Source organism: Alphaproteobacteria bacterium, from assembly GCA_030739735.1.
Lineage (GTDB): Bacteria > Pseudomonadota > Alphaproteobacteria > UBA7887 > UBA7887 > UBA7887.
The window spans coordinates 164,456-191,148 of sequence record JASLYQ010000002.1 but is presented as its reverse complement, the minus strand read 5'-3'; the positions used below and the strand labels follow the sequence as shown (position 1 = coordinate 191,148).

Here is a 26,693-nt window from a genome sequence, read left to right as displayed (position 1 = left end):
TCGTCTCTCATGGAACCAACCGAAGTCTGGTGTTCGCCAGGATCATCTCGGCGGCGAGTAGGGCCAGGGCTAGGGCCAGGGGAATGGGAAATAGGTCGATATACTTCTGGTATTGCTCGGCAACATGCTCGGATTTTTCGAGCTGGCCGATTTCCGCATAAATTGATTTCAGGCCATCGGCGTCGGTGGCACGGAAATAGAGACCGCCCGTCATCTCGGCGATTTCACTCAAGGTACGGTCGTCGATATAGACCTGACTCGAGCGCAACTCCGTGTGGCCGTCGCGATAGCGCACCGGGATGATTGCGGCACCCTCCGTGCCCGTGCCGATGGTGTAGATCTTGATGCCGAGCGCCTTGGCGATGCGCGCCGCCTCCATGGGCTCAGTGTCTCCAGAATTACTGTAGCCGTCGGTCATCAGGATCATCACGCGACTGGTTTCGGCCGAATTCATCAACCGCTCAACGCCGAGCACGATCGCCTCGCCGATCGAGGTGCCGTCCTCGGCGGGTAGGGCGGCGATCTCGAGCTGGGCGAGTAGCGCCACGACGGCATTGTGATCCAAGGTGAGTGGGCTTAATGAATCGGCATAGCGAGCGAACGATACTAGACTAACGAGATCACCATTCCGTCCGGTAAGTTCGCTTTCGTCTCCCACCAGAAAAGAGCGAATGGTTGCCTTGACCACATCCAGGCGGTTGCTCTGCTTATTGTCGAGAACGAAATCGAGGGCGCTCATGCTCGACGAGATGTCAACCACCATAGCAATGGCGATACCCTTGACATAGACTTTGGTCAGCTCGAGACCAAATTGCGGCCTCGCCACGGCGAAGATGCAGCAGAAAGCGGCCAGGATGCGTATTGCTGGCAGCACCGTGCGACGCCGTGGCGGCGCCAGCGCGGCCACCCGGGCGACATCGGAGAACCCGATCGCGGCGGGGCGGGACTGCCGCATGTGCCGGTGCCATAGCAACGGAATGATAAGAAGCAGCAACAAAGCGAGAGGATTTGCCAGGATCATGACGCCTCCAGGCTCGCGCCACGCGGAGCAAAGATGCTATTTCTGGCATCCTCCTTGACGAACCGCTCACTGTTTTCCAGCGCCTCGGCCATGGCCGCCGGTGCGGAGACCAAGCCAGCGAATTTTGCCAGATCACAATGGCCCAGCAGGCGGCCCACCATGTCGCCGCGCACTCCGACAAGCGGCTCGATAGCTACAGCTGCGGTGATGAACTCTTCCGTCGTCTGGGTCAAGGCGCGGGCGTCATAGCGCCAAACCACATAAGAGCGCAGAATTCGCGACAGGCGCATATGAAATTCGGCTGACTGGGCCCCATCGATCAGACCTTGATGACGAATCTGCGCCAATGCTGCCAGTGCCACAACGTGTGCGGGTTGCGCCGGTGCGCCGTGCTCGGCGCTTCGTCGCCGGCGAAGCAGAATTGCGGCGAAGGCCACGATAACCAAGGCGGCAAGCGCCATAGCGCCGGTGACCCATGGCCAAGGCAGTAACGGCGGCCTGACGCTCGCTGCCGGCGCGATGGTGCGCGGCGCGCGTACGTTGTCGCCGACGGCAAATGCTGGGGTGACGAAGATATCGAGACGTGAGCTGGCGACCTCCGTGGCCGAGGTCTCGGCGGCAGCTTTGGTATGGATGATGAACGGCGGAATGGTTTGGACACCGACCTGCAGCGCTTTGATGCGATAGCTGCGCTGCCACCGCGCCTGGCCATCGCCCAAGGATTCGAGCGCACCTTCGCTTTGATACACCAACTCGAACGGTCCCACCGTTTCCCTGACCGGCGCGAACTCGATTTCCGTATCCTCGGGTCCAGATACCGTCACCGCTAAGCGAAGCTGCTTGTCCAGCGCGACGACGCTGCTATCGACGTCGAGTACGATGGCGACCGTCTCATCCCGGGCCTTGACCGCACCGGCAGCGAGACAAGCGGCCAGAAGGGCCCCTGCCGTGAACAATGGCGGAGACACTAGCGGCCGTCTCGCAATCGCTGTTCGCGCCGCTGGAAGAATTGCATGAGTGGCCTGTCGTAAGGCTCGTCGGTGCGCACCTCGATGGAATCCAGGCCGAGCGACGTGAACAGGCGTTGCCTGCAGGTATCCTGGTTGCGGCGTATCGCCGCATAGCGTTCGCGAACCGACGCATCGTGCGTGTCGAGTGTGATCCACTCGCCGCTCTCAAAATCCTCCAGCGTGACCAGACCGGCATCTGGCAACTGGTATTCCCGGCGATCACTGATGCAGATGGGGATGACGTCGTGGCGCTGAGCCACAAGGCCAAGCGACTTTTCGTAACTTTCCGTGAGAAAGTCCGAAATGATAAAGCTCACCGTCGGTTGGCGGCTCACCCGATGCAGGGTCTGCAATGCCAGCGCGACATCGGTGCCGCGACCGCTTGGCGATGCGGTGAGCAGCTCGCGAATGACCCGCAGTACCCGGTTCTTGCCGCGTTGTGGCCGGACGAATCTCTCGATCTTGTCGCTGAACAGGATTAGGCCCACTTTGTCGTTGTTGGTGATCGCGCTCAAGGCAAGAACGGCGCACATCTCAACGGCGATCTCGGCCTTGACTCGGGTGACGCTACCGAAGCGGCCAGAGGCGCTCAGATCGACCAGAAGCATGACTGTGAGTTCGCGCTCTTCGACCTGACGCTTGACGTAGGGTTGGCCGCGCCGCGCCGTGGCGTTCCAGTCTATATCGCGTACGTCGTCGCCGGGAACGTATTCGCGAATCTCGGCGAACTCCATGCCGCGGCCCTTGAAAACACTATGATAGCCACCGGCGAAAATGCTTTCGACCGATCGCCGCGTCCTAATCTGAATCCGCCGGATTTGTTGGAAAATTTCGAGCGGGATCATGAATGAGAGCGCTTCCTGGATCAAGGGAGCCACGCGGCCCGCAAACGCTATACCGGAGCTCTGGGGGGATGGCACGTTAAAAACCAAGGCGCCAAGGGTTTTGACCTTGGGCCGGTTGCTGGATGTGACACCATGGCCAAACGCCAAACGCCAAACGCGAAGGAGATGGCGATGGGGACCTTGTTGGGTCCGGCTGCGACGATCTTGTCGGTCGTGGCGACCGCCTGTGCGATCATTGCCAACGCCCACGCGATGGAGCGTGTTTTCGTCTCCGTGGTCAACGAGCGTGAGTTCTTTCTCAGTGTGGAGCTGCGCGACCAACTCGATCCCGGCAAGACCCACGAGATCGAGATTTGCGTGGACGGGGGGGTGTAGGTGCGCTCTCCGCCACCTACGGCAGCGGATGCTCGCAGGTCAAACGCACAGAAATGAATGCGGTCGAGCCGGGGTCGGACATCACGTTCTGACGTTATGCAATTTTTTTTGACGCTGCCGGTTGACCGGAAATACCAAGTCGCCGTAATGACAAGTCCATGCGATACACGGCTCTGGAAAAGGACAGCGATATGAGGAAGACAACTTTTGGGCTTGCGCTCGCGATGATGATTGCCGCGGGTCCTGCCGGTGCGGATGGTTGTGTGGCCGGCCCGGAAGGCCTTCGCTGCAAGGCCGAGAACGGCGACCCGGCCGCGATGTATCTGGTCGGCCGCGAAGCGTACAACGAAGCACGCATAAGCGGCGATTTCAGCGAAGCCTATATGTGGGCGACCCGGGCCCGTAACGCGGGCTTTCTTGGCGGTAAGATGCTGTTCAAGATGATCCATCTGCAGGCAGGCCAAGGCCTGCACCACGATAACGTGGAAGCGCATGGCTGGATCATCCTGGCGATCGCGGACGGCGCGGATTACCTGATGCCGTGGAAGCGGCGGCTGGAGGCCATCATGACCCCCGAGCAGCTCGCCGAAGCGCGTCGTGCTGAAGCCGATCGGGGCGCGGCGGAGTAGTGAGCCAGAAGCGGCTTACCCTTATTGTTCAGCAGCGGCTTTTTTCTTGGCCTCTTCCAGGGCGGCCCACTCTTCCGGCGTGATTTGATTGCCTTCGGCATCAAAATACACGCCCTTGATCTTGTTTATGATGTAGTCGGAGACACCGCTGATCTGGCGCTTGGACATTGTACTCTTGAACTCGGGCATGCCGCGCTGGCGAATGCCCTCGGTGATGATGAACACAAGCCCTTCATGCTCGAGTTCGGTGGCGCGCAGGTCTGCGGCAAAGCCGCCATAGGCAGGGCCGCCACGGCCGTCCTGTTTGTGGCAACGCGCGCACTTGTTGGGAAATGTATCAAACACGATGGGCGGAGGACCGGAGCGTCGAGGCGGGTCATCGGCCACGGCGGACGAAGCTGACAGCATTACGAATGCCGCTGCGCCAAAAAACGCCGTAACCATCAGTGCGCCGACAATACGTCCCCGCTTGGTGATCGTGTTCATTCTGGTGCGTCCCGGTTCGTGGCGTCTGGTTAGACAATATGTGAGGCGCTTCGCCGATCAGGTCAACAGGCAAGAGCGGCGCGCCGGCGTGCCGGCAGTTGAGACTCGAATTGTCAGAGAAAAGAATGAGCCGGCGCTATGTAGCGCCGGCTCACACCATAGACCGTATTCTACATCGAGAAGACGTAGAGAACGTTGCTTGGCACAGCGGCTTTCAACTCGGGGGTCGAGTCGGTAAACCACTGGGGCCATGCGCCGCCGAGGCCAACCTCGATAGCAATGTACTGCTTGCCATCGGCCTCGTAAGACATGGGCGGAGCATTGATCGACGAGCCGGTTTCGAAGCGCCATAGCTCCTCGAGAGTGGTGTCGTCGAGCGCGACCACGGCACCGTCGGCGGTGCCGGTAAAGACCAAGCCGCCAGCCGTCGCCAAAACGCCGCCCAGCATCGGGAACTCGGTCTCCCACTTGCGTACGACCACGCCGTTGGAGACGTCAATTGCCGTCACGCTGCCGGTGATGCGGCCCGAGCGCGGGTCCTCAAAGGTGAAGTACGGCGCGCCGCCGAGGAACCACTTGCGATCCGCGGCATTCCAGTTCTCCGGTGCGACCGAGGCGAAGGCCTTATTGCAGCTCTCGATGACCGGAATGTAGTAGAGACCGGTATGCGGGCTGTAGGCGGTCGGGGGCCAGTTCTTGCCGCCGGTATGAGCGGGGCAGGAAATGCCTTCGATCTCACTGCGGGCGCCAACCTCAACGAGGTCGCCACGATGTGCCGCGGAGCCTTCGTTGTAGGACTGCACGTCCGAGTTAGGATCGTAGGAGGCCGGCCGGCCGTTTTCGTCCAGACCATCCGTCCAGTCAAGCTTCTTGACGAACTGGGTGCCCCACACGTACTCGCCTGTCGCACGGTCGAGCGCGTAGGCGAAACCGTTACGATTGGCGTGCAGGGTGGAACGCACGAACTGACCGTTGATCACGGTGTCGACGAAGGTGTTCTCCGCGATAGAGTCATAGTCGTACGGATCGTTTGGCGTGTGCTGGAAGCCCCAAAGGAACTTACCGGTGGTCGCATTCACCGCGATGGTGGAGTCGGTCCACAGGTTGTCACCAGGACGATAGGCATTATCCCAGTCTGGACCAGGATTCGCGGTACCCCAGACGATGATGTCGAGTTCCGGATCGTAGGAGCCGGTCACCCAGGTGGAGCCGCCGCCCGTCTTCCAGGCGCCGAAATCGTCCTTCCAGGTCTCGTTGCCGGGCTCGCCCTCACCAGGAATGGTGTGGGTGCGCCAGATCTCCTTGCCGTCGTCGAGGCTGAGAGCGGCAATCCAGCCGCGAACGCCGAATTCGGCGCCGGCCATGCCGGTGACGACCGTGTCACGGATGACCAGAGGCGCGCCGGTAATAGTTTCGGCGATGCCCGGATCTGCGACCTGGCTCTCCCAGATGAGGCTGCCGTCGGTCTTGTTCAGGGCGCGAATGCGACCATCAAGGACCGGCGCGATAACCATGTCGCGAGCCAGCACGGCGCCGCGGTTGTTGATGCCGCAGCATAGGACGCTAGTGCCCCAATCCTTATCGGCTTCGGGATCCGACTTCCACACGGTGACCGCTTTACCACCGCGCACGTCGATCTTGGTCACGACGCCCCAACCGGTGGTCAAGTACAGAAAGCCGTCTTCCGCGGTAGGCGTGCCTTCGAGACCGGAGAACGGAAACACAACCGGGTCCGTGCCGCCGCCCTGGGTGCTGCCCATGGCATAGGTGAACGCGACTTTTAGGTCTCCAACATTGTCCCGATTTATCTCACGCAGACCGGAAAAGCGATGGGCTTCGTAATTGCCGTGATGATTGATCCAGTTTTCTGGCTCATTCTCACTGTTCACCAGGCGGTCATGAGTAATATTACCGGCTATTGCCGAGGCAGCGAACACGGCCGCCCCAACGAAGCCAGCAATGGTTCCCACCACACTGGTATTTATTCTATTGGACATTAACTCCCTCCCTGATTGAGCACATCCGCCGTCCACCCAAGGACAGGTGTTAACGAACGGCGAGCCACCGAACGCGCAGCCTGAACTCACGTTCAGACCCTAACTCATTCGGCAACTTCTCTATCTTCTCTTGCCAACACCGAGTAGTCAAGAGACGGGCACGTGTACAAACGAGTCTGTTTTGCGCGTCTGCGCTCGAATGCTAAACTGTCACCGGTGGCCGCGTCCCAAGGCCGAAAATCCTAACCAAAACCACGGAGTGCTGCGGCCATGAGCCATTTTTTTCGCAATTTTACGATGGTGCTGGCACTGACGGGAGTCGGCCTGATCGGCGAAACGAGCGTGGCTTTTGCCGCTGCGGGATCGCCGCCGCAAGGGCCGATTGAGGCGGTGCATACCGGTGCCAACCTGAAATTTGCCTGTGGCCAGGGTGTTAAGGGCTTCGACCAGGTCGTCGGCGAGGAGATGCTGCGCGCCATGCTGATCGTCCAGTGCCGCGCCGTGGTGGGCGCTGTTGTCGAACTGGTGGGTGCCGGGCAATACGCGCTCGACGATGCGCAGATCTGGCAATGCGTCGAGAACCGCGAGGACCATAATGCCCTAACGGCGGCTTTTGTTAAATGGGTCGGCCGTAACCCGGCGCTGCTACGTAAGCCCGCGGCCGTGGCCTTCGTCGAGGCCATCGAGATGAGCCAGAAGTGTCGCTAAATTAGGCTGTTCGCCGTGGGCCGAGCTTCTTCGCCAAAGGTGTGTTGATCGCATGGCCGGGTATTGCTCGGACAGGGTTTACGCCCTCGTTTGTGACGAGAACCGGCACATGCTGCATTTGGTCGCAGAAATTTTGCGCAGTTTCGGCATTCGCAAGATCACCTTGGTGACCGACAGCGCCTCGGTCTCGCTGGGCGAGATCTGCCAATCCCTGAGCGACTTTCTTGCGCTCGACACCGTTGCGGCCGCCGCCCGTTTCGATGTGGCGAAGGACTCTGTCGAGGCGGCATAGCTGTTCTATTTCCGCGGCATAACCGGCGGCGGTGGTAAGCAGGGCGCCGATTTGTTTCGCTGGATCACGGACGCGACCGCGCAATACAGGACGTAGAGCCTCAGCGGCTTGGTGCCGTGGTGTAGACCTCGAACTTGTCGGAATCGAAAACCAACGGCTGAACGACACCGCCGGCGTCCTCGATCACCACCGCAATCTCTGGCACTGCGAGCAGGTTCTCCCAGACCCGGGACAGCGTTGGGAATTCGGCGGCCAGATCGATACCGGCGAGTAGTGCGTTGCGCACCTGCGGTACCAGAAAGCAATCAGCCTGGGTGACCGCATCACCAACTGCGAAGCGGCCGGCGCAGGTGGTTAGAATAGACTCGATGGCGCCAAACTCGCGGCGGATGAAATGCAGGCGCAGCGGGTGCACGGTTGGCGGCGCCTTGGTCATGCCCCATTCACCCATCGCCTGGATGATGAAGGGGATGTTCTGGTAGGGCTGGGTATCGGCGGCGATGATCCACATGATGCGGCGCGCCTCGGCCCGGGCCCAGGCGTCCTCAGGCAGCATGCTGGGCTCCACGGCCAGTGTTTCCTCGATGAAGTCGACGATCGGGCCCGACTGGGTCAGTTTGCGCCCGTCCGCCAGCAGTAGTACCGGGATGCGCCCTTCAGGATTGAAGGCGGTGAGGTTAGTGGTGCCGACCTTCTCGGTCTCGGCATCGCCCTCGGGCATGGTGAAGACCAGAATGCCGCGATGATCGGTCGCTAGGCCTGTGCTCACCAGTTCGACCTGAGAGGCGGGCACGCCGCGACAGCGCAGATACAGCGTCACCCGCATCGAGGCGCTGCTGGCGGGGTGATAGAACAGGCGCATGGGCTTGCTTTGGCGGGGCATATCAGCTCTCCTCGCTCAGCATCGCCAGCAACGTCTCGACCGCGGCGGCGGCGAAAGCCTCGTCGTTGATGTGGGCTGGGATCTCGATCAGCGGGATGTCGGGGCGAAGGTCGGCGCGCAACGCTGCGATGGCGGCGCGGTCGGCTTCGGGGTCCCAGAAGGGGCCACCTTCGGCATCGAAGCGCGACCAGCCGTTTAGGGGCACCAGCAGGGCCACGGGACCCTGCGCGGCATTGGCCTTTTCGGCCAGAATGCGGCCGAGTTGCTGGTTTTCCGCCACGTCGGTACGCATCAGCGTCACAGTCGGCTTGCCGGCGTGCAAGTGGCGCTCGCGGTATGTCACCGGCACCGTGTCGGCAGCACCGAAATTGACCATGTCTAGGCAGCCCGGAACGATCACCTGCGGGATACCTGCCTTGCCGGCTGCTTCGAGACGATGTGGGCCGGCCGAGAAAATGCCGTCGCACAGGGCGTCCGCTAGCTCGGTGGTGGTGATGTCTAGCACGGCGGTGATGAGACCATCTGCAATCATGCTCTCCATTGTTCTGCCACCGTTGCCGGTGGCGTGGAAGGTGAGCACGTCAAAGCCCGTGGTGCTCAGTGCCTCCTTGCAGCGCTGGACGCAGGGTCTGGTCTGGCCGAACATGGACATGGCAATGATCGGCTTTGTATCGGTCTTAGGCACGGGTTCTGCAGCGACCATGCCGACAAGTGCCGCTGCGGCCTGCGCCATAATTGTCCGACTAATCGCATTGAGGCCGGAGACGTCGACTAGCGAGGGAAAGATGTTGATGTCCTTGGCGCCAAGGAAGGCCGAGGTATCGCTGCCGGCGATTGTCGAGACGATGACTTTCGGTACGCCGATGGGGAGCGCGCGCATGGCCGCGGCGGCGACGCTGGTGCCGCGCGCCTTGCCGAGGGCGAAGACGCCATCGAAGCGGCCCTCGCGATAGAGGCCTGGCACCACGGTCGCGACGCCTCGCGCCATCGTGGCCACCGCCGCTTCTTGGTCGCCAGCCTCGCGTAGCGCTCCCAGGTCCGCGCCGCCCGCGGCGGCGACATGGGCGCTTTCGATGTCGACCGGAAAGTGGTCGCAGCCCCCCAGCACGCCCCAGTTCAGTGTCAGCGTCTCTAAACTCGATGCTTGCAGTCGCCTGCGAACGAAGTCGTACTCTTCACACTTACTGTCGAAGGCACCGATCAGGAGGACGGTCGGCGCCATCAGAACCGTATAGCCTTGAAGGCCTCGACCTGCTCGCGTATTGCCACTTCCGTGGGTAGACGCTCCATACTCGAGGCACCGTAGAAGCCGTCTACCCCGTTGGTGTTTTGGAGCACATGGGTGGCATCGTCGGGCATGGCGATCGGTCCGCCATGGCAGAGCACGATGACGTCCGACCGAGCCGCCTTGGCGGCATCGCAGATCTCCTGCACCTTGGCAGGGGCCTGTTCCAGAGACAGCGCCGTGTTCGCCCCGATCGACCCCTTAGTGGTGAGCCCGAGATGGGCGACGATCATATCGGCGCCGACTCCGGCCATGGCCATAGCGTCGTCTGTGTTGAAGGCATAGGGGCTGGTGAAAAGCTCCATTTTGCGCGCCAGGCGGATCATCTCCACTTCCAGCGCGAAGCCCATGCCTGTCTCCTCTAGGTTCCGCCGGAACAAGCCGTCGATGAGGCCAACGGTGGGGAAATTCTGGATGCCCGAGAAGCCGGCATCACGCACCTGCCTGAGGAACAGCTCTATGTTGCGAAACGGATCTGTGCCACAAATACCGGCCAGCACCGGCGTATCGCGTACCACAGGCAGAACCTCGTTGGCCATGTCCATGACGATGGCATTGGCGTCGCCGTAGGGCATCAGACCGGCCAAGGATCCGCGCCCGGCCATGCGGAAGCGGCCGGAATTGTAGATCACGATGAGATCGATACCGCCCGCCTCCTCGCACTTGGCCGTAATGCCGGTTCCGGCGCCACCGCCGACGATCGGCCGCTCGGCCGCGATGACGTCGCGCAGGCGCGCCATGACTTCGCTTCTAGTGAACGTCATCGTATCGCTCCTCCCTTACTCGGCCATCAGTTCGAGCAGCATGGCCACGGCTTTTTGCGAGAAAACCTCATCGTTGATATGGGCGTCGAACTCGACCACAGGGATGCTGGGGTGCAAGCTCGCCTTGATGGCATCAAACAGCGCCCCATCGGCCTCCGGCGACCAGAAAGGGCCGCCATCGCTGTCGAGCACTGACAGGCCCTGCAGCGGCAGCAGGAACGCCACCTTTCCCAATGCCGCATTGGCTTTCTCGGCGAAGATCGTGCCGATGCGGGCGTTCTCCTCTGGCGTGGTGCGCATCAGCGTTACTGTGGGTTTGGACTCATAGAGGATACGCCCGGCATAGCGCTCTGGCACCGTCTCGGGCGGCCCGAAATTCACCATATCGACGCAGCCAGGTACGATGAGATGGGCGATGCCGGCCCGGCCTGGCGCGGTCAGACGATCGGGCCCAGCGCTAAAGGCGCCGCCGCAAAGCTCGTCCGCCCATTCCGTGGTGGTGATGTCGAGCACGCCTGCGACATAGCCTTGCTCGACCATGCGCTCCATGGTTCTGCCGCCGGTGCCGCTGCCGTGAAAGACCAAGACCTCGTAACCCTCTGCGGTGAGCGTGTCGCGGCAGCGCGTCACGCAGGGCGTGGTCTGGCCGAACATCGAGGCGGCGATGATCGGTCTGCTCGTGCCTGTGGCCGAATAGTCCATCTCCAGCATGCCGCAGATGGCGCCGGCCGCTGCGGTGTAGATCGTTTCGCTGATGCGGTTGACGCCGGCGACATCGACCACCGACGGGATCATGGTGATATCGGCTAGCCCGACATAGGGTGAGGTGTCCCCCGAGGCGACGGTGGAGACCAGTATTTTCGGTAGGCCGAGGGGCAGGGCACGCATGGCTGGCGCGATGACACTGGCGCCGCCCGAGCCGCCCAGGCCGAGCACGGCATCGAAACGGCTGTTGGCGTGGAGTCTGGCGATCACGACCTCGGCACCGCGGCACATAACCTTCATGGCCTCACCGCGGTCGCCCTTTGCACGCAGCGCTGCGAGATTGCCGCCTCCCGCCGCGGCCACAGCGGCGGCCCCGACATCTACGAGGAACAGATTGGTCTCACCCAGCACGCCTGTGTCGAGCGTCAGCACTTCATGCCCGCGAGCGAGGATGCGCTCGCGCACGAAGCCATAGTCCTCACCTTTGGTATCGAACGAGCCAATCAGGAGAATGGTCTTACTCACCGCGTCTCCTTCCTAGTCTTTTGCGGCGATGGCGACCACTTCGCAGAGATAAGGCGGCAGGTTCAAGCCGCCTCTGCCTGTCGAAAGTATCCGGTACCGAGCCGTCCGGTAGCGCGCCGAGCCGGGCGGAGATGTAGAGCGAGCGAGCATCGGCCGACATCTCGACGCTGTCGCTGTATTTGGTGCCTGTCGTCGTCGGCGCGATATTGGCAGGGGCCTCGCGGTTCAACAACACGATGTTCTCCCTTTGTCGAGCTGCTGCAGCATGCTATCCGAGAATTCGCGTTGCTACATTTGCCACCTTGGAGAGCCGCATGACGATCCCCGATACTGAGACTTTTAACGGAACGTTCCCCTTCGCGCCGCATGTCTTCGATGGCCACGGGTTTCGCCAGCATTATGTTGATGAGGGACCGCGTGGTGGCGAGGTGATAATTTTCCTGCATGGCGAACCAACATGGGGCTATCTGTATCGCAACTTTATCCCCAAGCTGTCGGAGCGCTACCGCGTGATTGTGCCGGACCATATGGGTTTCGGCAAGAGCGAAACGCCACCTGATCGCGTCTACACCCTGCAGACCCATGTGGAGAATCTGGAAAACCTAATTGAATATCTCGGGACTGATGACATCACCTTTGTTGGCCAGGACTGGGGCGGGCCGATGACGGGCGCCTACACCCTGCGCAATCCGCAGCGCGTCAAACGCCTGGTACTGATGAATACCCTGCTTGGCTATGGCGGCGTGCAGCCGGAGCGCCTGTCACCGTGGTTTGCCTGGATCACGAAGCATCACGAGCAAGGCACCCTAGACGGCATTCTCGGCGAGCTCGGCAGCACGGTGCTCTCCGTGATGAAGATTCCCGGCTTTCAGAACAGCGCCGTGGTCACGGACGACTGGCTGCGCGCCTACGCGACACCGTTTCCGGACCGTACCTCCTGTGCCGGCGCCATCGCCTTTCCCTTGGATGTCGTGCTCGGCAAGGCGCGCCCGTTTGTCACCCAATGTCTCAAGCAGGGAGACATAATGGCGTTACGTGCCAAGCCCGCCATGCTCGCCTACGGCATGGCGGACCAGGCCATAGTGCCCGACTATGGCATAGCGGATTTTGAGGCACTGTTTCCGGAGGCGCCCGTGGTGCGGCTTCCCGGGGTCGGGCATTACTGCCAGGAGGACGCGCCGGCTGTGCTGGTTGCTTTGATTGAGCAGTTCATGCAGGTTAGTTAACGCAAATTCAGGGCGCTGGAGACACGCTCTAAGATGTGGAGATTTGTAGCATGACGTGGACGCATCGTGATCGCATATTGGCTGCGCTCGACCATGAGCAACCTGATCGGGTGCCGATTGATTTCGGTGGGGCCGAGTTCACTACCATCACGCTGTCGGCGTATGAGCGCCTGAAGACGCATCTGGGCATTACTGAGCCGACGGAGCCGATGTCGATCATCCATTCGGTGGCCCATCCCACGGAATCCATCCTTGAGCGTTTCGGCGTGGATACCCGCAACATCCAGCCCGGTGCCTATCGCGGCGGTGTCGATCATTGGATCGACGACAATAACTACGTCGATATGTTCGGCGTGCTGTGGAAGCGCACCGAAAAAGATGTTGACCAGCACTTTCTGCACCGAGATGGCCCGTTCTATGGCGGCCAGCTGACCGTGGAGCGGGTCGAGGAATGCAATTGGCCAGACGGCAGCAATCCGGGGTTGGGCGAGGGCGTCGCAGAGCGGGTACAGCAGATCCAGAGTCGGGGTGATCACGCCATATGCCTCTATCTGCCTGGCGGTGTGATCCACCGCGGCTATGCCATGCGCGGTTTCGAGGCCTATCTGAAGGATCTCTACAAGGCCCCGGAGGCGCTGGAGCGTCTGATGGACAAGCTCTGTGATTTCTGGTGTGACACGGCCGAAACCATGGTCGCGGCGGCTGGCCCCAAGAATGTGGATATCGTCTATTTCGGCGAGGATCTCGGCACCCAGGAAGGCTGCATGTTCGATCCCGAGAACATCTATGCCACGTATCTCAAGCCGCGCCACCGCCGCATGGTGGAGACGGTCAAGGGCCTGACCGGCGGGCGCGCCAAGGTTTGCTTCCATTGTTGCGGTTCGGCCTATCATTTCATCCCGCACCTGATCGACATCGGGGTCGATGCGCTCAATCCGGTGCAAGTGACGGCTCGCAACATGGAGCCCGAGCGCCTCAAGGAAGAGTTCGGTGACCGCATCTGCTTCTGGGGTGGTATCAACACCCAGCGTATTCTGCCTTTCGGTACGGCCGAGGAGGTCGCGGCAGAGACCCGGCGCGTGATCGACATTCTGGGTAAGGGTGGCGGCTACGTGCTCAACAGCGTACATAACATTCAGGCCGAGGTGCCGCCGGGAAACGTGGTCGCCATGTTCGAGGCTGGCGTCAACCACCGCTATCACTGAGAGACGAGATTGTCGTAATCGGTTAAAATAGTGACCAGTGATGGAGGCGATGATGCTGAAAGCGATAGCGCCCCCTAGCAACGTCTCACCGCCGTTTGTCTCGTTTCTGCGATATGCTATTGATTATGTGTCTAGAGCCTAACTTACAAACTGGATCAAGTTAAGCGGGGCAGGTCAGTGATGTTGTCCTTGCTTTCGCGCGTGGCTGCCATGGGCGTCTTGTTGATCTAGTCCTTCAGGTTTGGCTGGAAAAGCCCAGCGTGCCAAGAATCTGAGAAAATGCTACACGATCTATTGAATTCGTTATCTACTGATGCTCACTTCACATCTCGCCTAAGGTGGTCTGATAGCCATCCTGATCAGACATCGTGTCAAGAGGTACGGCGAGTAGTTCGTCGCCTTGGAGCACGTTTGTAACTTTCAGTGTGAAACCGCCGTTTGTTACAGCTAGTGGGATATCTGAGGGTGTTCTCTATCTTTGCGGCGCTTCGCAAAATGAAGCAATCTGTCCGCCTCATTGGCCGCTGTTGTCACTGTGCGTCAGCCCATCGCAAATGAGGTGCCGCAGCCGCAGGACGAGGTCGCGTTTGGATTTGAGACCGTGAACATCGAGCTTTCGAGGCCGCTGTGAAAATCGATCTCGGAGCCCTGCAGCAGGTTGAGCGATGTCTCGTCGACCATAATCACGGCGTTGTCCCGGCGCACTTCCAGGTCGTCCTCTGCTTCCGTGTCGTCGATGGAGAAGGCGTATTGGAAGCCGGAACAGCCACCACCGACGACCGCGATGCGCAGAAAACAGCGCGTCTTCTGGGCGGCGATCACCTGCTTGACTTGATCGGCCGCCGCGGCGGTCATCGTGAGTCCGAAATCGGCCGCGGATTCCACCTTCATCTCCAACATAGGCTCTCCATCCACATCAGCAGCGTCGTTGCGCTTGTCTCTAAGGGTATTTTGGGTACCTGCTGGGCATTGTCAATCGGCCCATACAGCAACGTTGATCAGCTTTCAGCGCAGGGCTAGGTTGACCACCATGATCGTACATTCGCTGGCGCCGTTCGCCACCCGGCCGGAAGGTAGCCGTGGCCGCCTTTATGACGAGCCGGAAAGCGCCTCCCGCACCCCTTTTCAGCGTGACCGTGACCGCATCGTCCATTGTGCGGCCTTTCGTCGGCTTGAGCACAAGACACAGGTGTTTGTCCATCATGAGGGCGACCATTACAGAAGCCGCCTGACGCACAGTTTGGAGGTGGCGCAAATCGCCCGGTCCATCAGCCGAGTGCTGGCGCTAAACGAGGATCTGGCCGAGGCGCTTGCCTTGGCTCACGATCTTGGCCACACCCCTTTCGGCCATGCCGGAGAGGATGCACTAAATGCGGCGATGGCCCCTTTCGGCGGTTTCGACCATAACGCTCAGGCGCTACGTATCGTGACCCGGCTGGAAGGACGCTATGCGGGTTTTGACGGCCTCAATCTGACCTGGGAGACATTGGAAGGTGTGGTCAAGCACAACGGACCCATAGCGCCGGAGACACTGCCCGAGACGGTGGCGAATTACCTGCGCGGGCATGACTTGGAGGTAGCAACCTGGCCCGGGCCGGAAGCTCAGGTGGCGGCGCTGGCTGACGATATCGCGTACAACAACCACGATGTCGACGATGCCTTGCGGGCCGACCTGTTTGGTACGGAGGCGCTTGCTGATACGGGCCTAGCGGGACCGATCTTTGCTGAGGTAGCGGCCCGCTATCCTGGCATCGAGCGCCAGCGTCTGATCCACGAATCGGTGCGCCGCCTGATAGCGGCCATGGTCGAGGATGTTATTGTTGAGAGCCGTCGGCGCATCGCGGCGCATGCGCCAGACACCGCGGCAGCGGTTCGCGGGCTGGGCGTGCCGCTGATAGGCTTTTCCGACGAAATGAGCACGTGCACCGACGAACTCAGGCGCTTCCTGTTCGCCAACATGTACCGCCATTTTCGCGTTAACCGCATGGCCAGTAAAGCGCGCCGGGTGGTCGAAGATCTCTTTGCTTTGTTCCTGGCCGAGCCCGAATGCTTGCCGGGCGACTGGCAGCAGGGCGTTGTTGAACCTGGAACGCCGCCTACCGCTCGCGTGGTCTGCGACTATATTGCTGGTATGACAGACCGTTATGCGCTTGCTGAGCATACCCGCCTCTTCGATGTCACGGTCCTGACCTGATGGATATCTTCAAGACGTTTCGTGGCCATGTGGATGATGCCCTAACGGCAGTATTGTCGGCAGGATTGGATACTAGCGCCGTCAGCGTAGAGGTGCCGCGCGATGCTAGCCATGGCGATATAGCCACCAACGCGGCTCTGGTGCTGGCCAAGCAGGCGGGGATGAAGTCACGCGAATTGGCAGAGGCGCTCGCAGCGCATCTGGGCCATGTCGAGGGCGTCGCGGCGGTGGATATTGCCGGGTCGGGGTTTCTCAATCTGCGCCTAGCCGACGGTGCTTGGCACGATGCGCTGGTGGAGGCGCTTGCGGCCGGTTCCGATTACGGGCGTAGCGATATCGGAAATGGCCGGCTGGTCAATGTCGAATATGTCTCGGCTAACCCGACAGGGCCGCTGCACGTGGGCCACAGTCGTGGTGCTGTATTCGGCGATGCCCTGGCTTCGCTGCTCGCCCATGTCGGCTACGACGTGACCCGAGAATATTATCTCAATGACGCGGGTGCCCAAGTCGAGGTGCTAGCGCGTTCGACCTATTTGCGCTACCGCGAGGCGCTGGGTGTGGATATCGGCAAGATTCCCTCGGGCTTCTATCCGGGTGAGTACCTGATTCCGGTGGGTGAGGCGCTTGCCGTTCGCGATGGCGAGCGCTGGCGCGACGCGACCGAGGAGGATTGGCTCGGTGTTTGCCGTGAAGTCGCACTGACGGCCATGATCTCCGAGATCCAGGACGACCTTGCCGCGCTCGGCATTCACATGGACCGCTTTTCCTCAGAGCGGGCGCTGGTCGCGGCCGGGCGCGTCGACCAGGTTCTGGAGGTTCTGGACAGGCGCGGTCTGCTCTATATCGGCGTGCTGCAGCCGCCCAAGGGTAAGCAGCCGGATGAGGATTGGGAAGCGCGACCCCAGACTCTCTTTAAGGCTACCGATTTTAGCGATGACGTCGACCGGCCCTTGCGCAAGGCTAATGGCGAGTGGACCTATTTTGCAACTGACATCGCCTATCACCTCGACAAGCTGGCGCGCGGCTACGAGGACATGATCGACGTCTGGGGCGCGGACCATGGCGGTTACGTCAAGCGTGTCGCCGCAGCCGTGAACGCAGTGAGCGAAGGGCGGGCCAATCTTGACGTCAAGATCTGTCAGATGGTGAATTTGCTCGACGGTGGCGAGCCGGTGAAGATGTCAAAACGCGCTGGCACCTTCGTCACGTTACGCGATGTGGTCGATGCCGTTGGTAAGGATGTTGTCCGCTTCATCATGCTTACCCGGCGCAATGACGCGGCGCTCGACTTCGACTTTGCCAAGGTGACCGAGAAGTCGCGCGACAACCCGGTCTTCTACGTCCAGTATGCCCACGCGCGTATATGCTCCGTGCAGCGGAATGCCGCCGAGGCAGGCCTGGATGCTGGCGCGGCGAACCTTGCCCTGGTCTCGCATCCCGACGAAATAGCACTTATCCGCAACCTGGCCGGCTGGCCACGTCTGTTGGAGGCGGCTGCCCAGGCGCATGAGCCTCATCGCCTAGCCTTTTACCTCTATGATCTGGCGGCTGCCTTCCATGCCCTGTGGAACCGTGGCAATGACGAGCCGAAGATGCGTTTTCTCATCGATGACGACCCTGCTCTGTCGCGGGCACGGCTCGATTTGCTCGCCGGGGTCAAGCTGGTGATCGCCTCGGGCCTAGGTGTCATGGGTATCACACCACTTGAGGAGATGCGCTGAATGAATGCCGGCGTCGATGTCCCCGGCCGCAGACCGCGACGTATTGCGCTGCTGCTTTTCATGCTCGCGCTCGGTCTGCTATCGCTGGTGATGTTGCGCGCTTATAAGGCCGCGCAGGAGGCGACGATCGTAGCCGAAGTGCCGTTGCTGAGGGCTGAAGCCGGGCCGATCCGCCGGCGCCCGGAAGATCCCGGCGGCATGGATGTTCCCCATCGCGAAAAGCTGATCTACGAAGCCTTCGAGGACGGTTCGGTCGAGACCGTAGTGGAGCGCCTGCTGCCGTTGCCGGAAGAACCGCTGCCGCGCCCGACGCCACCGGAACCGCGGATCACGCCGGTCCCGGATGTGCCGCCGCCGGCGCTTGCACCGCTACCAGCTCCGCCGGTCGGGGCATCGCCTGAGTTGGCGGTTGTGCCGCCGGTCCCGGAGATAGTTGATCCCGTCGAGACGGTTCTGGCGCCCGCGACCGAGATACCCGACGATCCCAACGCCGGCTTCCGCATTCAGCTTGGTGCCTTTCGCAGTGCCGAGGAAGCCGCGGCAGGTTGGCGCTCAGCGTCCGCCAAGGCCTCGGCGTTGCTGGCGCCGATCCGCCACTTCGTTGTTTCGGCCGATCTCGACGACGGTCGTGGCACCTTTTATCGCCTGCATGTCGGGCCGCTGCTGAGCCGTGAAAGCGCGGCCAGCCTCTGCAATCAGCTCAAGGCTGCTGGAGTGGACTGCTTTGTGGTGGCGCCGTGAGCCACGGCGCGGCGATATTTGGCTGTGCTGGTATGACGCTCGGCGACGCCGAGCGGCACTTATTTGAGGCTAGTGACCCGGTCGGCTTCGTCTTGTTTGCGCGCAATATCGATGAGCCAGGGCAAGTTCGTACACTTGTCGCCGCCCTGCGCGAGAGCGTCGGTCGCGAAGCGCCGGTGCTGATTGACCAGGAGGGCGGGCGCGTGGCGCGGCTGCGCCCGCCGCACTGGCGCGAGGCACCCGCTGCGGCGCGCTTTGGCGAACTGGCAAAGCTCGACCGCTTTGTGGCGGCCGAGGCGGCGGCGCTGAATTCGCGGCTGCTTGCCGATGAGCTGCTGGCGCTCGGCATCGACGTGGATTGCCTGCCGGTGCTTGACGTGCCATCACCCGAAGCCGATGCCGTCATCGGCGATCGTGCATATGGCGATACGGCGAAACTTGTCGCCATGCTTGGCCGGGCGGCTTGCGGCGGCCTGCTAGCGGGCGGTGTTCTGCCGGTGATCAAACATATCCCTGGCCACGGGCGGGCGGGCGCTGACAGTCATCATGCGTTGCCCGTCGTGACGACGCCGGTGGCAGAGCTGGAGAGAACGGACTTCGTGCCCTTCCGTGACTTGGCCGGTATGCCTCTGGCGATGACCGCACACGTAATCTACACCGACATCGACAGGGCCCGGCCGGCGACGCTGTCACCGAGCGTGATCGGGCAGGTGATTCGCGGCAGTATCGGCTTCGACGGCCTGCTCTTGTCGGACGATATAGGCATGGGAGCGTTGTCGGGACCGATGGCGGAGCGTGGTGCCGCAGCCCTGGCCGCCGGCTGCGACGTGGTGCTCCATTGCAGCGGCGAGCTCGACGAGATGCAGGCGATCGCCGCAGACCTACCCCGTCTCGACGATGCGGGTGAGGCACGGTTTGCCACAGCCCTTGCTGCTAAGCGATCGCCGCAGGCCTTCGACGTGGCTGTCGCCGACAGCCATATTGCTCAACTCCTGCAAGCGCCCTTGTCATGAGCGATGTGCTCTACACCGTGTCGACCTGGGCACTGCCCGTGGTGCTCGCGGTAACCCTGCACGAGGCCGCCCACGGCTGGGTGGCGTGGAAGCTCGGCGATCACACAGCTTATCATCGCGGCCGGGTCAGCTTTAATCCTCTCAGGCACGTCGATCCCTTTGGCACCGTGATCTTGCCACTGTTATTGTTCCTCTCGTCGGCACCGTTCTTGTTCGGCTATGCGCGTCCTGTGCCGGTTAATTTTCGGGCGCTTAGAAAGCCGCGCCGCGACATGGAGTTGGTGGCACTCGCCGGGCCGGGAATCAACATAGCGCTGGCTTTGTTGTCGGCGATTCTGCTTCGAGCTTTGCTAGCTTTTGGTGGCGATGGCGCGTCGTGGCTGATCGCGAATCTGTCCAATGCGATGATCATCAATGTGGTGTTAGCGGTGTTCAATATGTTGCCGATTCCACCGCTTGACGGCGGCCGAGTGGCGGTCGGCCTGCTGCCGCGCGTACTCGCACGGCCGTTTGCGCGTCTCGAGCGCTACGGGTTATTTATTCTTGTCGGCCTACTGCTGCTCCTGCCTTGGCTCGGAAGCAAACTCGGCCAGGATGTCAACGTGATGGCGTGGTTGGTTTGGAAACCGGTTATGCTGGTGCTGACAGCGATTGGCATGGTGACGGGACTGTGACGAATACAACGGCAACCATGGCGGACGATTTCGAGGACGACGTAGCAGGCGGTGCGCCGGCCCAGCTTGTGCTGGACCTCGACGGCTTCGAGGGGCCGATCGACGTGCTGCTCGGGCTGGCCCGCGACCAGAAGGTCGACCTGACCCGCATCTCGATCTTGCAGCTTGCCGACCAGTATCTCGACTATGTGCGCCAGGCGCGGCGACAGCGGCTGGAATTGGCGGCCGACTATCTCGTCATGGCGGCATGGCTAGCCTATCTCAAGTCCCGCCTTTTGCTGCCCACTGAGGGCGGTGAGGATGAGCCGAGTGGTGAGGAGATGGCCGATGCTCTCGCCTTTCAACTGCGCCGCCTTGAAGCGATGCGGGAGGCTGCTGCAAAGCTCATGGCGCGTGATTTGTTGGGCCGTGATGTCTTCGCACGTGGCCAGCCGGACGGCATCGAAGTCGTTGCCAAGCCCGTCTATGCCATCGATCTGCATGATCTCCTGCGTGCCTATGCTAGCCATCGCCAGCGGCAGGGTGCGATGGCGATCTTGCCGGTGGAGCAGGGCCGTCTGATGAGCCTGAGCGACGCCGTACAGCGGCTGTCGGGCATGCTGGGTATTGCCTTGGATTGGACTACGCTCGCCCGCTTCCTACCTGCAGATATCGGCGATCCGCTGTTGGCGCGCTCGTCTTTGGCTGCGACCTTTGTAGCCACGCTGGAGCTTTGCAAGGAAGGTAAGCTGCGCCTGCGCCAGGCCCAGGCCTTTGCGCCGATCTATATTCGTAACAAGGAGACGAGGCCTTGAGCGCCAACCGCGACGCGGTGGAAGCCGAGCAGATTCGGGTAATAGAGGCGTTGCTGTTCGCCGGCCGAGCGCCGCTCAGTGAGGACGACCTGGCGGCGCATCTGCCCGAAGGTACCGATGTCAAGGCGTGTCTCGCGGCCCTGGCCGAGGACTATGCCGAGCGCGGCATCAATCTGGTGCAGGTCAGCCACGGTTGGGCCCTGCGCACTGCGCCTGATCTTGGGGCGGTGCTCCGGCGGGAGAAGAAGGTGCAGCGGCGCCTGTCCCGCGCAGCGCTTGAAACCCTGGCGATCATCGCCTACCACCAACCGGCAACCCGGGCCGAGATCGAGGAGATCCGCGGCGTCGCTGTCAGCAAGGGCACGCTCGATATCCTCTTCGAGCAGGGCTGGGTGCAGCCCCGCGGCCGCCGACGTACGCCGGGCCGCCCGGCTACCTGGGTCACCACCGCATCCTTTCTCGACCATTTCGGTCTGGCGGCGCTCGATGATCTGCCGGGCGTCGAGGAACTGCGGGCTGCCGGCCTGCTCGACGCCCGCGCTGTGCCTGCCGGTCTTCTGCTAGGCACCATCGTTTCCGGTGGGGAGCACGTGGAAGATGATGAGGTGGAGGCAGACGAGCCCGTTGAGGCACTTTCCGAAGAGTGACGCCGCCTGCGGCGACGTTGCCGATAAATCCATGTGTTTGTGTTTTTCCGCAGCAAGCAGTATTCTGAACAAGTGTAATGAGAACAACACGCATTCTCAATTAAAAGACAGATCGTTCTTGAACGAAAAATAATCGAGGTTCTGGGTAAAATTTGAATGCGCATTAGCAACTCTCTGAGTAATCGGCTTGGATGGATCGGGCTTACCATGGCTGCGGCCACGCTTGTGCCGGTTGATGGCTTCACGGCTGAGGTGAATGTTTATTCGGCGCGCAAGGAAGCCTTGATCAAGCCGTTGCTCGACCGCTTTACGGCGGACACCGGTATCACTGTAAACTTGGTCACCGGAAATGCGTCGCAGCTCCATGAGCGGCTCGTCAGCGAAGGGCGCAACAGTCCCGCCGACTTGTTCGTCACTGCTGATGTCGGCAACCTGTATCGGGCCAAGACGGCCGGCGTGCTCGCTACCGTCGACTCGGAGGTGCTACGGGCGGCGGTGCCTGCGGCTTATCGCGATCCCGACGGCACCTGGTACGGCCTCAGCTTGCGCGCCCGCGTCATCGTTTACGCGCTGGACCGGGTTTCGCGGGAGTCACTCTCGACCTATGAGGCGCTGGCTGATGGCGAATGGTCGGATCGGGTCCTGGTGCGCTCTTCGAGCAATGTCTACAACCAATCGCTTATCGCCTCCCTGATTGCCGCGCATGGCGAAGAGCAAACCGAGGCCTGGGCGCGCAGCCTAGTGGCCAATATGGCGCGTCGGCCGAAGGGTGGTGACACAGATCAGATCCGCGGTGTTGCGGCGGGCGAGGGCGATGTCGCGATCGCCAACACCTACTATTACGGGCGCCTTGTCGCTTCCGATGACCCGGACAAGCGGGCGATCGCCGATGCCACGCGCATTTTTTTCCCCAACCAAGACGGCCGTGGCGCCCATGTCAATGTCAGTGGCGCGGGCGTGACCGCCCATGCGCCGAACGCGGCTCCGGCCTTGCGTCTGCTCGAGTTTCTGGCCTCGCCGGCTGGTCAACAGATGTTCGCCGAGTTGAATCACGAGTTTCCGGTGGACGTGTCGGTGCCGGCCTCCAAGGTCGTGCAGGCCTGGGGCGATTTTAAGGCTGATACTAGCGGCCTTGCCCGTTTCGGTGAACTCAACGGCGCCGCCATCCGCCTCGCCGACCGCGCCGGCTGGCCCTAGAACACTTCAGGGTCAGATGGGAGCTGTTTGATGGGTCACGGCGCTGCCTTGACCGGCGTATCCTGGCTCTGGCGCTTGGCGCCGCCGCTGATCGCCACCGTGATCGCGGTGCCGGTCCTCACCATCGCGGTGCAGCTGTTTGCGCCGTCCGGCGAGGTCTGGGGCCACCTTGTGGACACGGTGCTGTGGCGCTATGTCGGCAATACGGTCTGGCTCGGCTTTGGCGTTGGTTTCGGCACGCTGGTACTCGGCACGGGCACGGCTTGGCTTTGCGTCATGTGCCGCTTTCCTGGGCGCGGCGTGCTGGAATGGGCGCTGCTGCTGCCTTTGGCCGTGCCGACCTACGCCATCGCCTTCACCTACGCTGGCATGCTCGATTTTGCCGGCCCGCTGCAAAGCGCCCTACGCGAGGCTTTCGGCTGGACCCGGCACGACTATTGGTTCCCGGAGATTCGCTCGCTGGGCGGAGCCATCGCCGTGATGTCGCTGGTGCTCTACCCCTATGTCTACCTGTTGGCTCGGGCGAGCTTCCTCAACCAGTCTGTCTGTGCGCTCGAAATTGGCCGCACCCTGGGGCGCGGGCCCTGGGCCAGCTTCTTCGCCATCGGGCTGCCGCTTGCGCGCCCGGCGCTTGCTGGTGGTGTCTCGCTGGCGCTGATGGAGGCGCTGAGCGACTTTGGCACCGTCCAGTATTACGGCGTCGATACCTTCACGACCGGTATCTACCGCACTTGGTTCGGGCTCGGCGATGCCGGTGCGGCGGCTCAGCTTTCCGCGGTATTGTTGCTGTTCGTCGCGCTTCTACTCATCCTCGAGCAGGCCTCGCGCGGTGGCGCGCGCTATCATCATACTTCGGGTCGCTACCGGCCGCTGCCAAGCTATAATCTGCGCGGCACACGCATGTGGCTGGCAACTCTCGCCTGCTTGCTGCCGTTGGCGCTCGCCTTTCTGTTTCCCGCACTGCAGCTCGGGATCTGGACCATCGAGACCTGGCGGGAAATGGTCGATACGCATTTTGCGGGGCTTGCCTGGAATAGCTTTCGTCTGGCCGCGCTGACAGCGGTTCTGGCCGTCGCCGTAGCTTTGATACTGGCCTACGCCGTGCGTCTCGGCGCTGGGCTGCTCGGCCGTGCGGCGGCGCGGGTTGCCTCATTGGGCTATGCCGTACCGGGCTCAGTGATTGCTGTCGGCGTGCTGGTGCCTTTCGCTGCGCTCGATACCGGCATCGACGATTTTGCCCGCGATACCTTCGGAGTATCAACTGGACTTTTGTTGACTGGGGGGCTTGCGGCGCTCGTTTTCGCCTATATCGTGCGCTTCTTAGCGGTGGCCTTGCGCGCCGTTGAGGCGGGCCTGACCAAGGTGTCGCCGGCGATGGATGGTGCCGCACGCACGCTTGGCTGTACGCCAGGCCGGGTGTTGTGGCGGGTGCACGTGCCCGTGGTGCGTGCCGGGCTGATCACCGGGGGGCTGTTGGTTTTCGTCGATGTAATGAAGGAGCTACCGGCAACCTTGATCATGCGACCGTTCAATTTTGATACCCTGGCGGTGCGTGCATATGAACTGGCCGCCGATGAGCGCTTGGCGGATTCGGCCTCGGCCGCGCTCGCCATCGTTGCCGTCGGCCTTGTGCCCGTGCTCATACTGGGTCGCGCGGTGGGCCGGGCGCGCCCGGGATCGCAGGCGCCGGCCCTGCCGTGAGCGGCGGCCTTGTCCTTGAGTCGCTGCGACATGCTTACGGCCGCATCGAGGCGGTGCGCGACGTCTCCCTCGCGGTTGGTAAAGGCGAACTGGTAGCGCTGCTTGGGCCTTCGGGTTGCGGTAAATCCACGGTGCTGCGCCTTGCTGCTGGGTTGGAGCCGCTACAGGCGGGCCGTATCGATATCGATGAGCAGATCGTAGCGACGCCGCAAGGCGGGCTCTCACCGGAACAGCGCTCCGTCGGCCTGATGTTCCAAGATTTTGCGCTGTTTCCCCATCTCAGCGTGCTCGACAACGTGGCTTTTGGTTTGACCGAGCTGCCGCGCCAGGAAAGGCTGGCCACGGCCAGGGCTTTGCTTGAGCGCCTTGGCGTCGCCGAACTGGCGTCAAGCTATCCCCATCGGCTGTCCGGTGGTGAGCAGCAGCGCGTGGCCCTGGCCCGTGCCCTGGCGCCCAAGCCCAAAGTCATGCTGCTGGACGAGCCCTTTTCGGGTCTTGACGTGGTGCTACGCGACCGGGTGCGCGAGACCAGCGCCGCAGTGTTACACGAAAGCGGCACCCCGACTCTGATGGTTACCCACGACCCCGAAGAAGCCATGCTGCTGGCCGATCGGGTGGCGCTTATGCGCGATGGCCTCATCGTCCAGGAAGGTCCGCCCGACGTGCTGTATCGGGAGCCCGTGGATGCCTTTTGCGCTGCATTCCTGGGTGATGTAAATCGTTACGAGGTGATGGTGCAGGGTGACCATGTCGACACCGCGCTCGGGCGCTTTACCGCCACTGGGATGCAGGACGGGGAGATGGCGGCTGTCTTGATCCGGCCCGAAGCGCTGACCTTTGACGGCGCTGACGGCATTGTGGCGCGTGTGCACGCAGTGCACAGTCTGGGGCGCTCGGCCCGCGTCGAGCTTGCGATAGGTGATGGTGGCGCGGCGCGTGCAAGGGTACCATGGCACGAACTGCCGAGCGTCGGCGCGGATGTTTTCATTATGGTAAATTCGGCCATGGTGTTTGTATTTCCCGCCGCTGATAGTTAAGTATTCGGCCTGAGTTGCGGCATACCGAAGCCAGCCGGGGTGACACGGCGGCAGCGCCGCCATGGGAGATGAACGAATGAGCATAGGTATTTGGCAGATAGCGTTGATCCTGGTGATCGTCATGATCCTGTTTGGTGCCGGCAAGCTGCCGCGGGTGATGGGTGACATCGCCAAGGGCGTGAAGAGTTTCAAGTCCGGCCTTAAGGACGACGAGAACGAGGCAGTGGCCGAGGCACAGCCGGAGGCGAAGGAGGTCGAGCATGCGGCGACCGAGCCCGCTCCAGCGACCCAGACAGAAGTCCCGACGGACGAGCCCGCCAAGACCTGATCGCTCTAGTTCGGCGGCAGGGTCGCCGGTGTAGACCTCGGCAATAGGCGCGGTGAGATGCTGGATATCGGCTGGAGCGAGATGCTGATCGTGGCGGTGGTGGCGTTGCTCGTCATCGGGCCCAAGGATTTGCCCAAAATGCTACACACAATCGGCCGCTATGCGGGCAAGGTGCGCGCCATCGCGCGCGAATTTCAGGACTCGATCGATGATGCGGTGCGCGAAACGGAGCTCGCCGAGGTCAAGAAGCAGCTAGATAATGCCGGTAACTTCGACCTGAAGAAAACGGTTACCGAGTCGGTCGATCCTGACGGCAAGATTGCCGAGGCAACCGATATGAGCGCGCTCAACAAGAAATTCTCCTTCGGTGGCACGCCGCCGAAGGAAGAGGCAGAACTTGAGGCCGAGGTCGCGGCCGAGGTGGCAGAGGAAGACGCACCTGTGGCCATCGAGACACAGGTGGGTGAAGCGGTCGAGCCCGCGCCGGAGCACGCCGTCGAGAAACCGGAACCCGATCCCGAGCCCGATCCCGATCCCGAGCCGCCCCGCGCGCCTGCGTCGCTCGCCGCAGGTGCGGTGGCGGCGGCCGAAGCGCTTAATAAGGCAAAGGCTGCGGAGGCGGCGGCGCAAGCTGAAACCGCGGCACAGGCCGATGCGACGGAGCCCAAGCCCGAGAGCACCGGCGCCTGA

General features: G+C 61.9%; 29 protein-coding genes. 18 read left to right on the top strand and 11 right to left on the bottom strand.

The features are described from left to right. Nucleotides 1-7 precede the first annotated feature (7 nt). From QF629_02155 to QF629_02145, 3 genes are read right to left on the bottom strand one after another with little or no spacing between them, the layout of a single operon-like run. Nucleotides 8-1,021 (bottom strand): VWA domain-containing protein, encoded by a 1,014-nt coding sequence (locus tag QF629_02155; GenBank protein MDP6012339.1) that lies wholly within the window; start codon nucleotides 1,019-1,021, stop codon nucleotides 8-10. After that, nucleotides 1,018-1,989 carry a hypothetical protein gene (locus QF629_02150; protein ID MDP6012338.1) on the bottom strand — a complete coding sequence of 324 codons (972 nt, stop codon included), beginning with the start codon at nucleotides 1,987-1,989 and terminating at the stop codon, nucleotides 1,018-1,020. The genes QF629_02155 and QF629_02150 overlap by 4 nt, the downstream gene beginning before the upstream one ends. After that, complete coding sequence (locus tag QF629_02145; GenBank protein MDP6012337.1) at nucleotides 1,989-2,876, bottom strand: DUF58 domain-containing protein; 888 nt, start codon at nucleotides 2,874-2,876, stop codon at nucleotides 1,989-1,991. Before QF629_02145 ends, QF629_02150 begins: the two co-directional genes overlap by 1 nt. Nucleotides 2,877-3,008: 132 nt before the next feature. On the opposite strand from QF629_02145, the gene QF629_02140 reads away from it, so the two are divergent. Beyond that, nucleotides 3,009-3,251 (top strand): hypothetical protein, encoded by a 243-nt coding sequence (locus QF629_02140; protein MDP6012336.1) that lies wholly within the window; start codon nucleotides 3,009-3,011, stop codon nucleotides 3,249-3,251. A 191-nt stretch (nucleotides 3,252-3,442) separates the two neighbouring features. Continuing rightward, entirely contained in the window at nucleotides 3,443-3,880 is a 438-nt protein-coding gene (locus QF629_02135) for a hypothetical protein (protein MDP6012335.1), read from the top strand. 21 nt (nucleotides 3,881-3,901) lie between these two features. On the opposite strand, the gene QF629_02130 is transcribed toward QF629_02135, so the two are convergent. After that, nucleotides 3,902-4,366 carry a cytochrome c gene (locus QF629_02130; GenBank protein ID MDP6012334.1) on the bottom strand — a complete coding sequence of 155 codons (465 nt, stop codon included), beginning with the start codon at nucleotides 4,364-4,366 and terminating at the stop codon, nucleotides 3,902-3,904. A 170-nt stretch (nucleotides 4,367-4,536) separates the two neighbouring features. Then, the gene (locus QF629_02125; protein ID MDP6012333.1) at nucleotides 4,537-6,363 is read right to left on the bottom strand and encodes a PQQ-dependent dehydrogenase, methanol/ethanol family; all 1,827 of its coding nucleotides are present in this window, start codon (nucleotides 6,361-6,363) and stop codon (nucleotides 4,537-4,539) included. Nucleotides 6,364-6,633: 270 nt separating this feature from the next. On the opposite strand from QF629_02125, the gene QF629_02120 reads away from it, so the two are divergent. Next, nucleotides 6,634-7,071 carry a hypothetical protein gene (locus tag QF629_02120; GenBank protein ID MDP6012332.1) on the top strand — a complete coding sequence of 146 codons (438 nt, stop codon included), beginning with the start codon at nucleotides 6,634-6,636 and terminating at the stop codon, nucleotides 7,069-7,071. A 109-nt stretch (nucleotides 7,072-7,180) separates the two neighbouring features. Continuing rightward, nucleotides 7,181-7,363, top strand: coding sequence for a hypothetical protein (locus QF629_02115; protein MDP6012331.1), 183 nt, complete (start codon nucleotides 7,181-7,183; stop codon nucleotides 7,361-7,363). Nucleotides 7,364-7,463: 100 nt separating this feature from the next. Here QF629_02115 and QF629_02110 read toward each other — a convergent pair whose 3' ends face one another. The 5 genes from QF629_02110 to QF629_02090 are packed head-to-tail and all read right to left on the bottom strand — an operon-like array spanning nucleotide 7,464 to nucleotide 11,760. Then, a complete protein-coding gene (locus tag QF629_02110; protein ID MDP6012330.1) occupies nucleotides 7,464-8,246 on the bottom strand; it encodes a glutathione S-transferase N-terminal domain-containing protein in 783 nt (260 codons plus the stop codon). A 1-nt stretch (nucleotide 8,247) separates the two neighbouring features. Continuing rightward, nucleotides 8,248-9,468 (bottom strand): Tm-1-like ATP-binding domain-containing protein, encoded by a 1,221-nt coding sequence (locus QF629_02105; GenBank protein MDP6012329.1) that lies wholly within the window; start codon nucleotides 9,466-9,468, stop codon nucleotides 8,248-8,250. Beyond that, nucleotides 9,468-10,295, bottom strand: coding sequence for a phosphoenolpyruvate hydrolase family protein (locus tag QF629_02100; protein ID MDP6012328.1), 828 nt, complete (start codon nucleotides 10,293-10,295; stop codon nucleotides 9,468-9,470). Before QF629_02100 ends, QF629_02105 begins: the two co-directional genes overlap by 1 nt. Before the next feature lie 15 nt (nucleotides 10,296-10,310). After that, nucleotides 10,311-11,525, bottom strand: coding sequence for a Tm-1-like ATP-binding domain-containing protein (locus QF629_02095; GenBank protein ID MDP6012327.1), 1,215 nt, complete (start codon nucleotides 11,523-11,525; stop codon nucleotides 10,311-10,313). Then, nucleotides 11,518-11,760 carry a hypothetical protein gene (locus QF629_02090; GenBank protein MDP6012326.1) on the bottom strand — a complete coding sequence of 81 codons (243 nt, stop codon included), beginning with the start codon at nucleotides 11,758-11,760 and terminating at the stop codon, nucleotides 11,518-11,520. Before QF629_02090 ends, QF629_02095 begins: the two co-directional genes overlap by 8 nt. A 79-nt stretch (nucleotides 11,761-11,839) precedes the next feature. Between QF629_02090 and QF629_02085 the strand changes: the two genes are divergently transcribed. Both QF629_02085 and QF629_02080 read left to right on the top strand, forming a co-directional pair. Next, entirely contained in the window at nucleotides 11,840-12,751 is a 912-nt protein-coding gene (locus tag QF629_02085) for an alpha/beta fold hydrolase (protein ID MDP6012325.1), read from the top strand. 50 nt (nucleotides 12,752-12,801) lie between these two features. After that, nucleotides 12,802-13,956: a uroporphyrinogen decarboxylase family protein gene (locus tag QF629_02080; GenBank protein MDP6012324.1), complete on the top strand. Its 1,155-nt coding sequence runs from the start codon at nucleotides 12,802-12,804 to the stop codon at nucleotides 13,954-13,956. Between the two features lie 540 nt (nucleotides 13,957-14,496). Here the strand turns inward: QF629_02080 and erpA are convergent. Further along, on the bottom strand, nucleotides 14,497-14,856 hold the full coding sequence (gene erpA, locus QF629_02075) for an iron-sulfur cluster insertion protein ErpA (protein MDP6012323.1): 360 nt from the start codon (nucleotides 14,854-14,856) through the stop codon (nucleotides 14,497-14,499). Nucleotides 14,857-14,986: 130 nt separating this feature from the next. Here erpA and QF629_02070 point away from each other — a divergent pair, with 130 nt between their 5' ends. The 12 genes from QF629_02070 to tatB all read left to right on the top strand — a co-directional run bounded on the left by QF629_02070 (nucleotide 14,987) and on the right by tatB (nucleotide 26,693). Further along, nucleotides 14,987-16,150 (top strand): deoxyguanosinetriphosphate triphosphohydrolase, encoded by a 1,164-nt coding sequence (locus tag QF629_02070; GenBank protein ID MDP6012322.1) that lies wholly within the window; start codon nucleotides 14,987-14,989, stop codon nucleotides 16,148-16,150. Then, nucleotides 16,150-17,871, top strand: coding sequence for an arginine--tRNA ligase (gene argS, locus QF629_02065; protein ID MDP6012321.1), 1,722 nt, complete (start codon nucleotides 16,150-16,152; stop codon nucleotides 17,869-17,871). The genes QF629_02070 and argS overlap by 1 nt, the downstream gene beginning before the upstream one ends. After that, nucleotides 17,872-18,612 carry an SPOR domain-containing protein gene (locus tag QF629_02060; protein ID MDP6012320.1) on the top strand — a complete coding sequence of 247 codons (741 nt, stop codon included), beginning with the start codon at nucleotides 17,872-17,874 and terminating at the stop codon, nucleotides 18,610-18,612. It abuts the gene before it with no gap. Further along, on the top strand, nucleotides 18,609-19,625 hold the full coding sequence (nagZ, locus tag QF629_02055; protein ID MDP6012319.1) for a beta-N-acetylhexosaminidase: 1,017 nt from the start codon (nucleotides 18,609-18,611) through the stop codon (nucleotides 19,623-19,625). Before QF629_02060 ends, nagZ begins: the two co-directional genes overlap by 4 nt. Further along, a complete protein-coding gene (locus tag QF629_02050) occupies nucleotides 19,622-20,299 on the top strand; it encodes a site-2 protease family protein (GenBank protein ID MDP6012318.1) in 678 nt (225 codons plus the stop codon). Before nagZ ends, QF629_02050 begins: the two co-directional genes overlap by 4 nt. Before the next feature lie 17 nt (nucleotides 20,300-20,316). After that, complete coding sequence (locus QF629_02045) at nucleotides 20,317-21,093, top strand: ScpA family protein (GenBank protein ID MDP6012317.1); 777 nt, start codon at nucleotides 20,317-20,319, stop codon at nucleotides 21,091-21,093. Beyond that, nucleotides 21,090-21,740 (top strand): SMC-Scp complex subunit ScpB, encoded by a 651-nt coding sequence (gene scpB, locus QF629_02040; GenBank protein ID MDP6012316.1) that lies wholly within the window; start codon nucleotides 21,090-21,092, stop codon nucleotides 21,738-21,740. The genes QF629_02045 and scpB overlap by 4 nt, the downstream gene beginning before the upstream one ends. A gap of 207 nt (nucleotides 21,741-21,947) precedes the next feature. Then, nucleotides 21,948-22,937 (top strand): Fe(3+) ABC transporter substrate-binding protein, encoded by a 990-nt coding sequence (locus QF629_02035; GenBank protein ID MDP6012315.1) that lies wholly within the window; start codon nucleotides 21,948-21,950, stop codon nucleotides 22,935-22,937. Between the two features lie 30 nt (nucleotides 22,938-22,967). After that, nucleotides 22,968-24,638 carry an iron ABC transporter permease gene (locus QF629_02030; GenBank protein MDP6012314.1) on the top strand — a complete coding sequence of 557 codons (1,671 nt, stop codon included), beginning with the start codon at nucleotides 22,968-22,970 and terminating at the stop codon, nucleotides 24,636-24,638. Continuing rightward, nucleotides 24,635-25,675, top strand: coding sequence for an ABC transporter ATP-binding protein (locus tag QF629_02025; GenBank protein MDP6012313.1), 1,041 nt, complete (start codon nucleotides 24,635-24,637; stop codon nucleotides 25,673-25,675). Before QF629_02030 ends, QF629_02025 begins: the two co-directional genes overlap by 4 nt. A gap of 76 nt (nucleotides 25,676-25,751) precedes the next feature. After that, complete coding sequence (gene tatA, locus QF629_02020) at nucleotides 25,752-26,003, top strand: twin-arginine translocase TatA/TatE family subunit (GenBank protein MDP6012312.1); 252 nt, start codon at nucleotides 25,752-25,754, stop codon at nucleotides 26,001-26,003. A gap of 57 nt (nucleotides 26,004-26,060) precedes the next feature. Next, a complete protein-coding gene (gene tatB, locus QF629_02015) occupies nucleotides 26,061-26,693 on the top strand; it encodes a Sec-independent protein translocase protein TatB (GenBank protein ID MDP6012311.1) in 633 nt (210 codons plus the stop codon).

Coding starts and splice junctions, on each gene's coding strand:
- tatA (MDP6012312.1), top strand. CDS start 25,752: ATGAGCATAGGTATTTGGCAGATAGCGTTGATCCTGGTGATCGTCATG.
- QF629_02125 (MDP6012333.1), bottom strand. CDS start 6,363: ATGTCCAATAGAATAAATACCAGTGTGGTGGGAACCATTGCTGGCTTC.
- QF629_02145 (MDP6012337.1), bottom strand. CDS start 2,876: ATGATCCCGCTCGAAATTTTCCAACAAATCCGGCGGATTCAGATTAGG.
- QF629_02045 (MDP6012317.1), top strand. CDS start 20,317: ATGGCGGACGATTTCGAGGACGACGTAGCAGGCGGTGCGCCGGCCCAG.
- erpA (MDP6012323.1), bottom strand. CDS start 14,856: ATGTTGGAGATGAAGGTGGAATCCGCGGCCGATTTCGGACTCACGATG.
- QF629_02100 (MDP6012328.1), bottom strand. CDS start 10,295: ATGACGTTCACTAGAAGCGAAGTCATGGCGCGCCTGCGCGACGTCATC.
- QF629_02105 (MDP6012329.1), bottom strand. CDS start 9,468: ATGGCGCCGACCGTCCTCCTGATCGGTGCCTTCGACAGTAAGTGTGAA.
- QF629_02155 (MDP6012339.1), bottom strand. CDS start 1,021: ATGATCCTGGCAAATCCTCTCGCTTTGTTGCTGCTTCTTATCATTCCG.
- QF629_02110 (MDP6012330.1), bottom strand. CDS start 8,246: ATGCCCCGCCAAAGCAAGCCCATGCGCCTGTTCTATCACCCCGCCAGC.
- argS (MDP6012321.1), top strand. CDS start 16,150: ATGGATATCTTCAAGACGTTTCGTGGCCATGTGGATGATGCCCTAACG.
- QF629_02135 (MDP6012335.1), top strand. CDS start 3,443: ATGAGGAAGACAACTTTTGGGCTTGCGCTCGCGATGATGATTGCCGCG.
- QF629_02130 (MDP6012334.1), bottom strand. CDS start 4,366: ATGAACACGATCACCAAGCGGGGACGTATTGTCGGCGCACTGATGGTT.
- QF629_02140 (MDP6012336.1), top strand. CDS start 3,009: ATGGCCAAACGCCAAACGCCAAACGCGAAGGAGATGGCGATGGGGACC.
- QF629_02035 (MDP6012315.1), top strand. CDS start 21,948: ATGGCTGCGGCCACGCTTGTGCCGGTTGATGGCTTCACGGCTGAGGTG.
- QF629_02060 (MDP6012320.1), top strand. CDS start 17,872: ATGAATGCCGGCGTCGATGTCCCCGGCCGCAGACCGCGACGTATTGCG.
- QF629_02120 (MDP6012332.1), top strand. CDS start 6,634: ATGAGCCATTTTTTTCGCAATTTTACGATGGTGCTGGCACTGACGGGA.
- tatB (MDP6012311.1), top strand. CDS start 26,061: ATGCTGGATATCGGCTGGAGCGAGATGCTGATCGTGGCGGTGGTGGCG.
- QF629_02115 (MDP6012331.1), top strand. CDS start 7,181: ATGCTGCATTTGGTCGCAGAAATTTTGCGCAGTTTCGGCATTCGCAAG.
- QF629_02080 (MDP6012324.1), top strand. CDS start 12,802: ATGACGTGGACGCATCGTGATCGCATATTGGCTGCGCTCGACCATGAG.
- QF629_02030 (MDP6012314.1), top strand. CDS start 22,968: ATGGGTCACGGCGCTGCCTTGACCGGCGTATCCTGGCTCTGGCGCTTG.
- QF629_02070 (MDP6012322.1), top strand. CDS start 14,987: ATGATCGTACATTCGCTGGCGCCGTTCGCCACCCGGCCGGAAGGTAGC.
- QF629_02085 (MDP6012325.1), top strand. CDS start 11,840: ATGACGATCCCCGATACTGAGACTTTTAACGGAACGTTCCCCTTCGCG.
- QF629_02050 (MDP6012318.1), top strand. CDS start 19,622: ATGAGCGATGTGCTCTACACCGTGTCGACCTGGGCACTGCCCGTGGTG.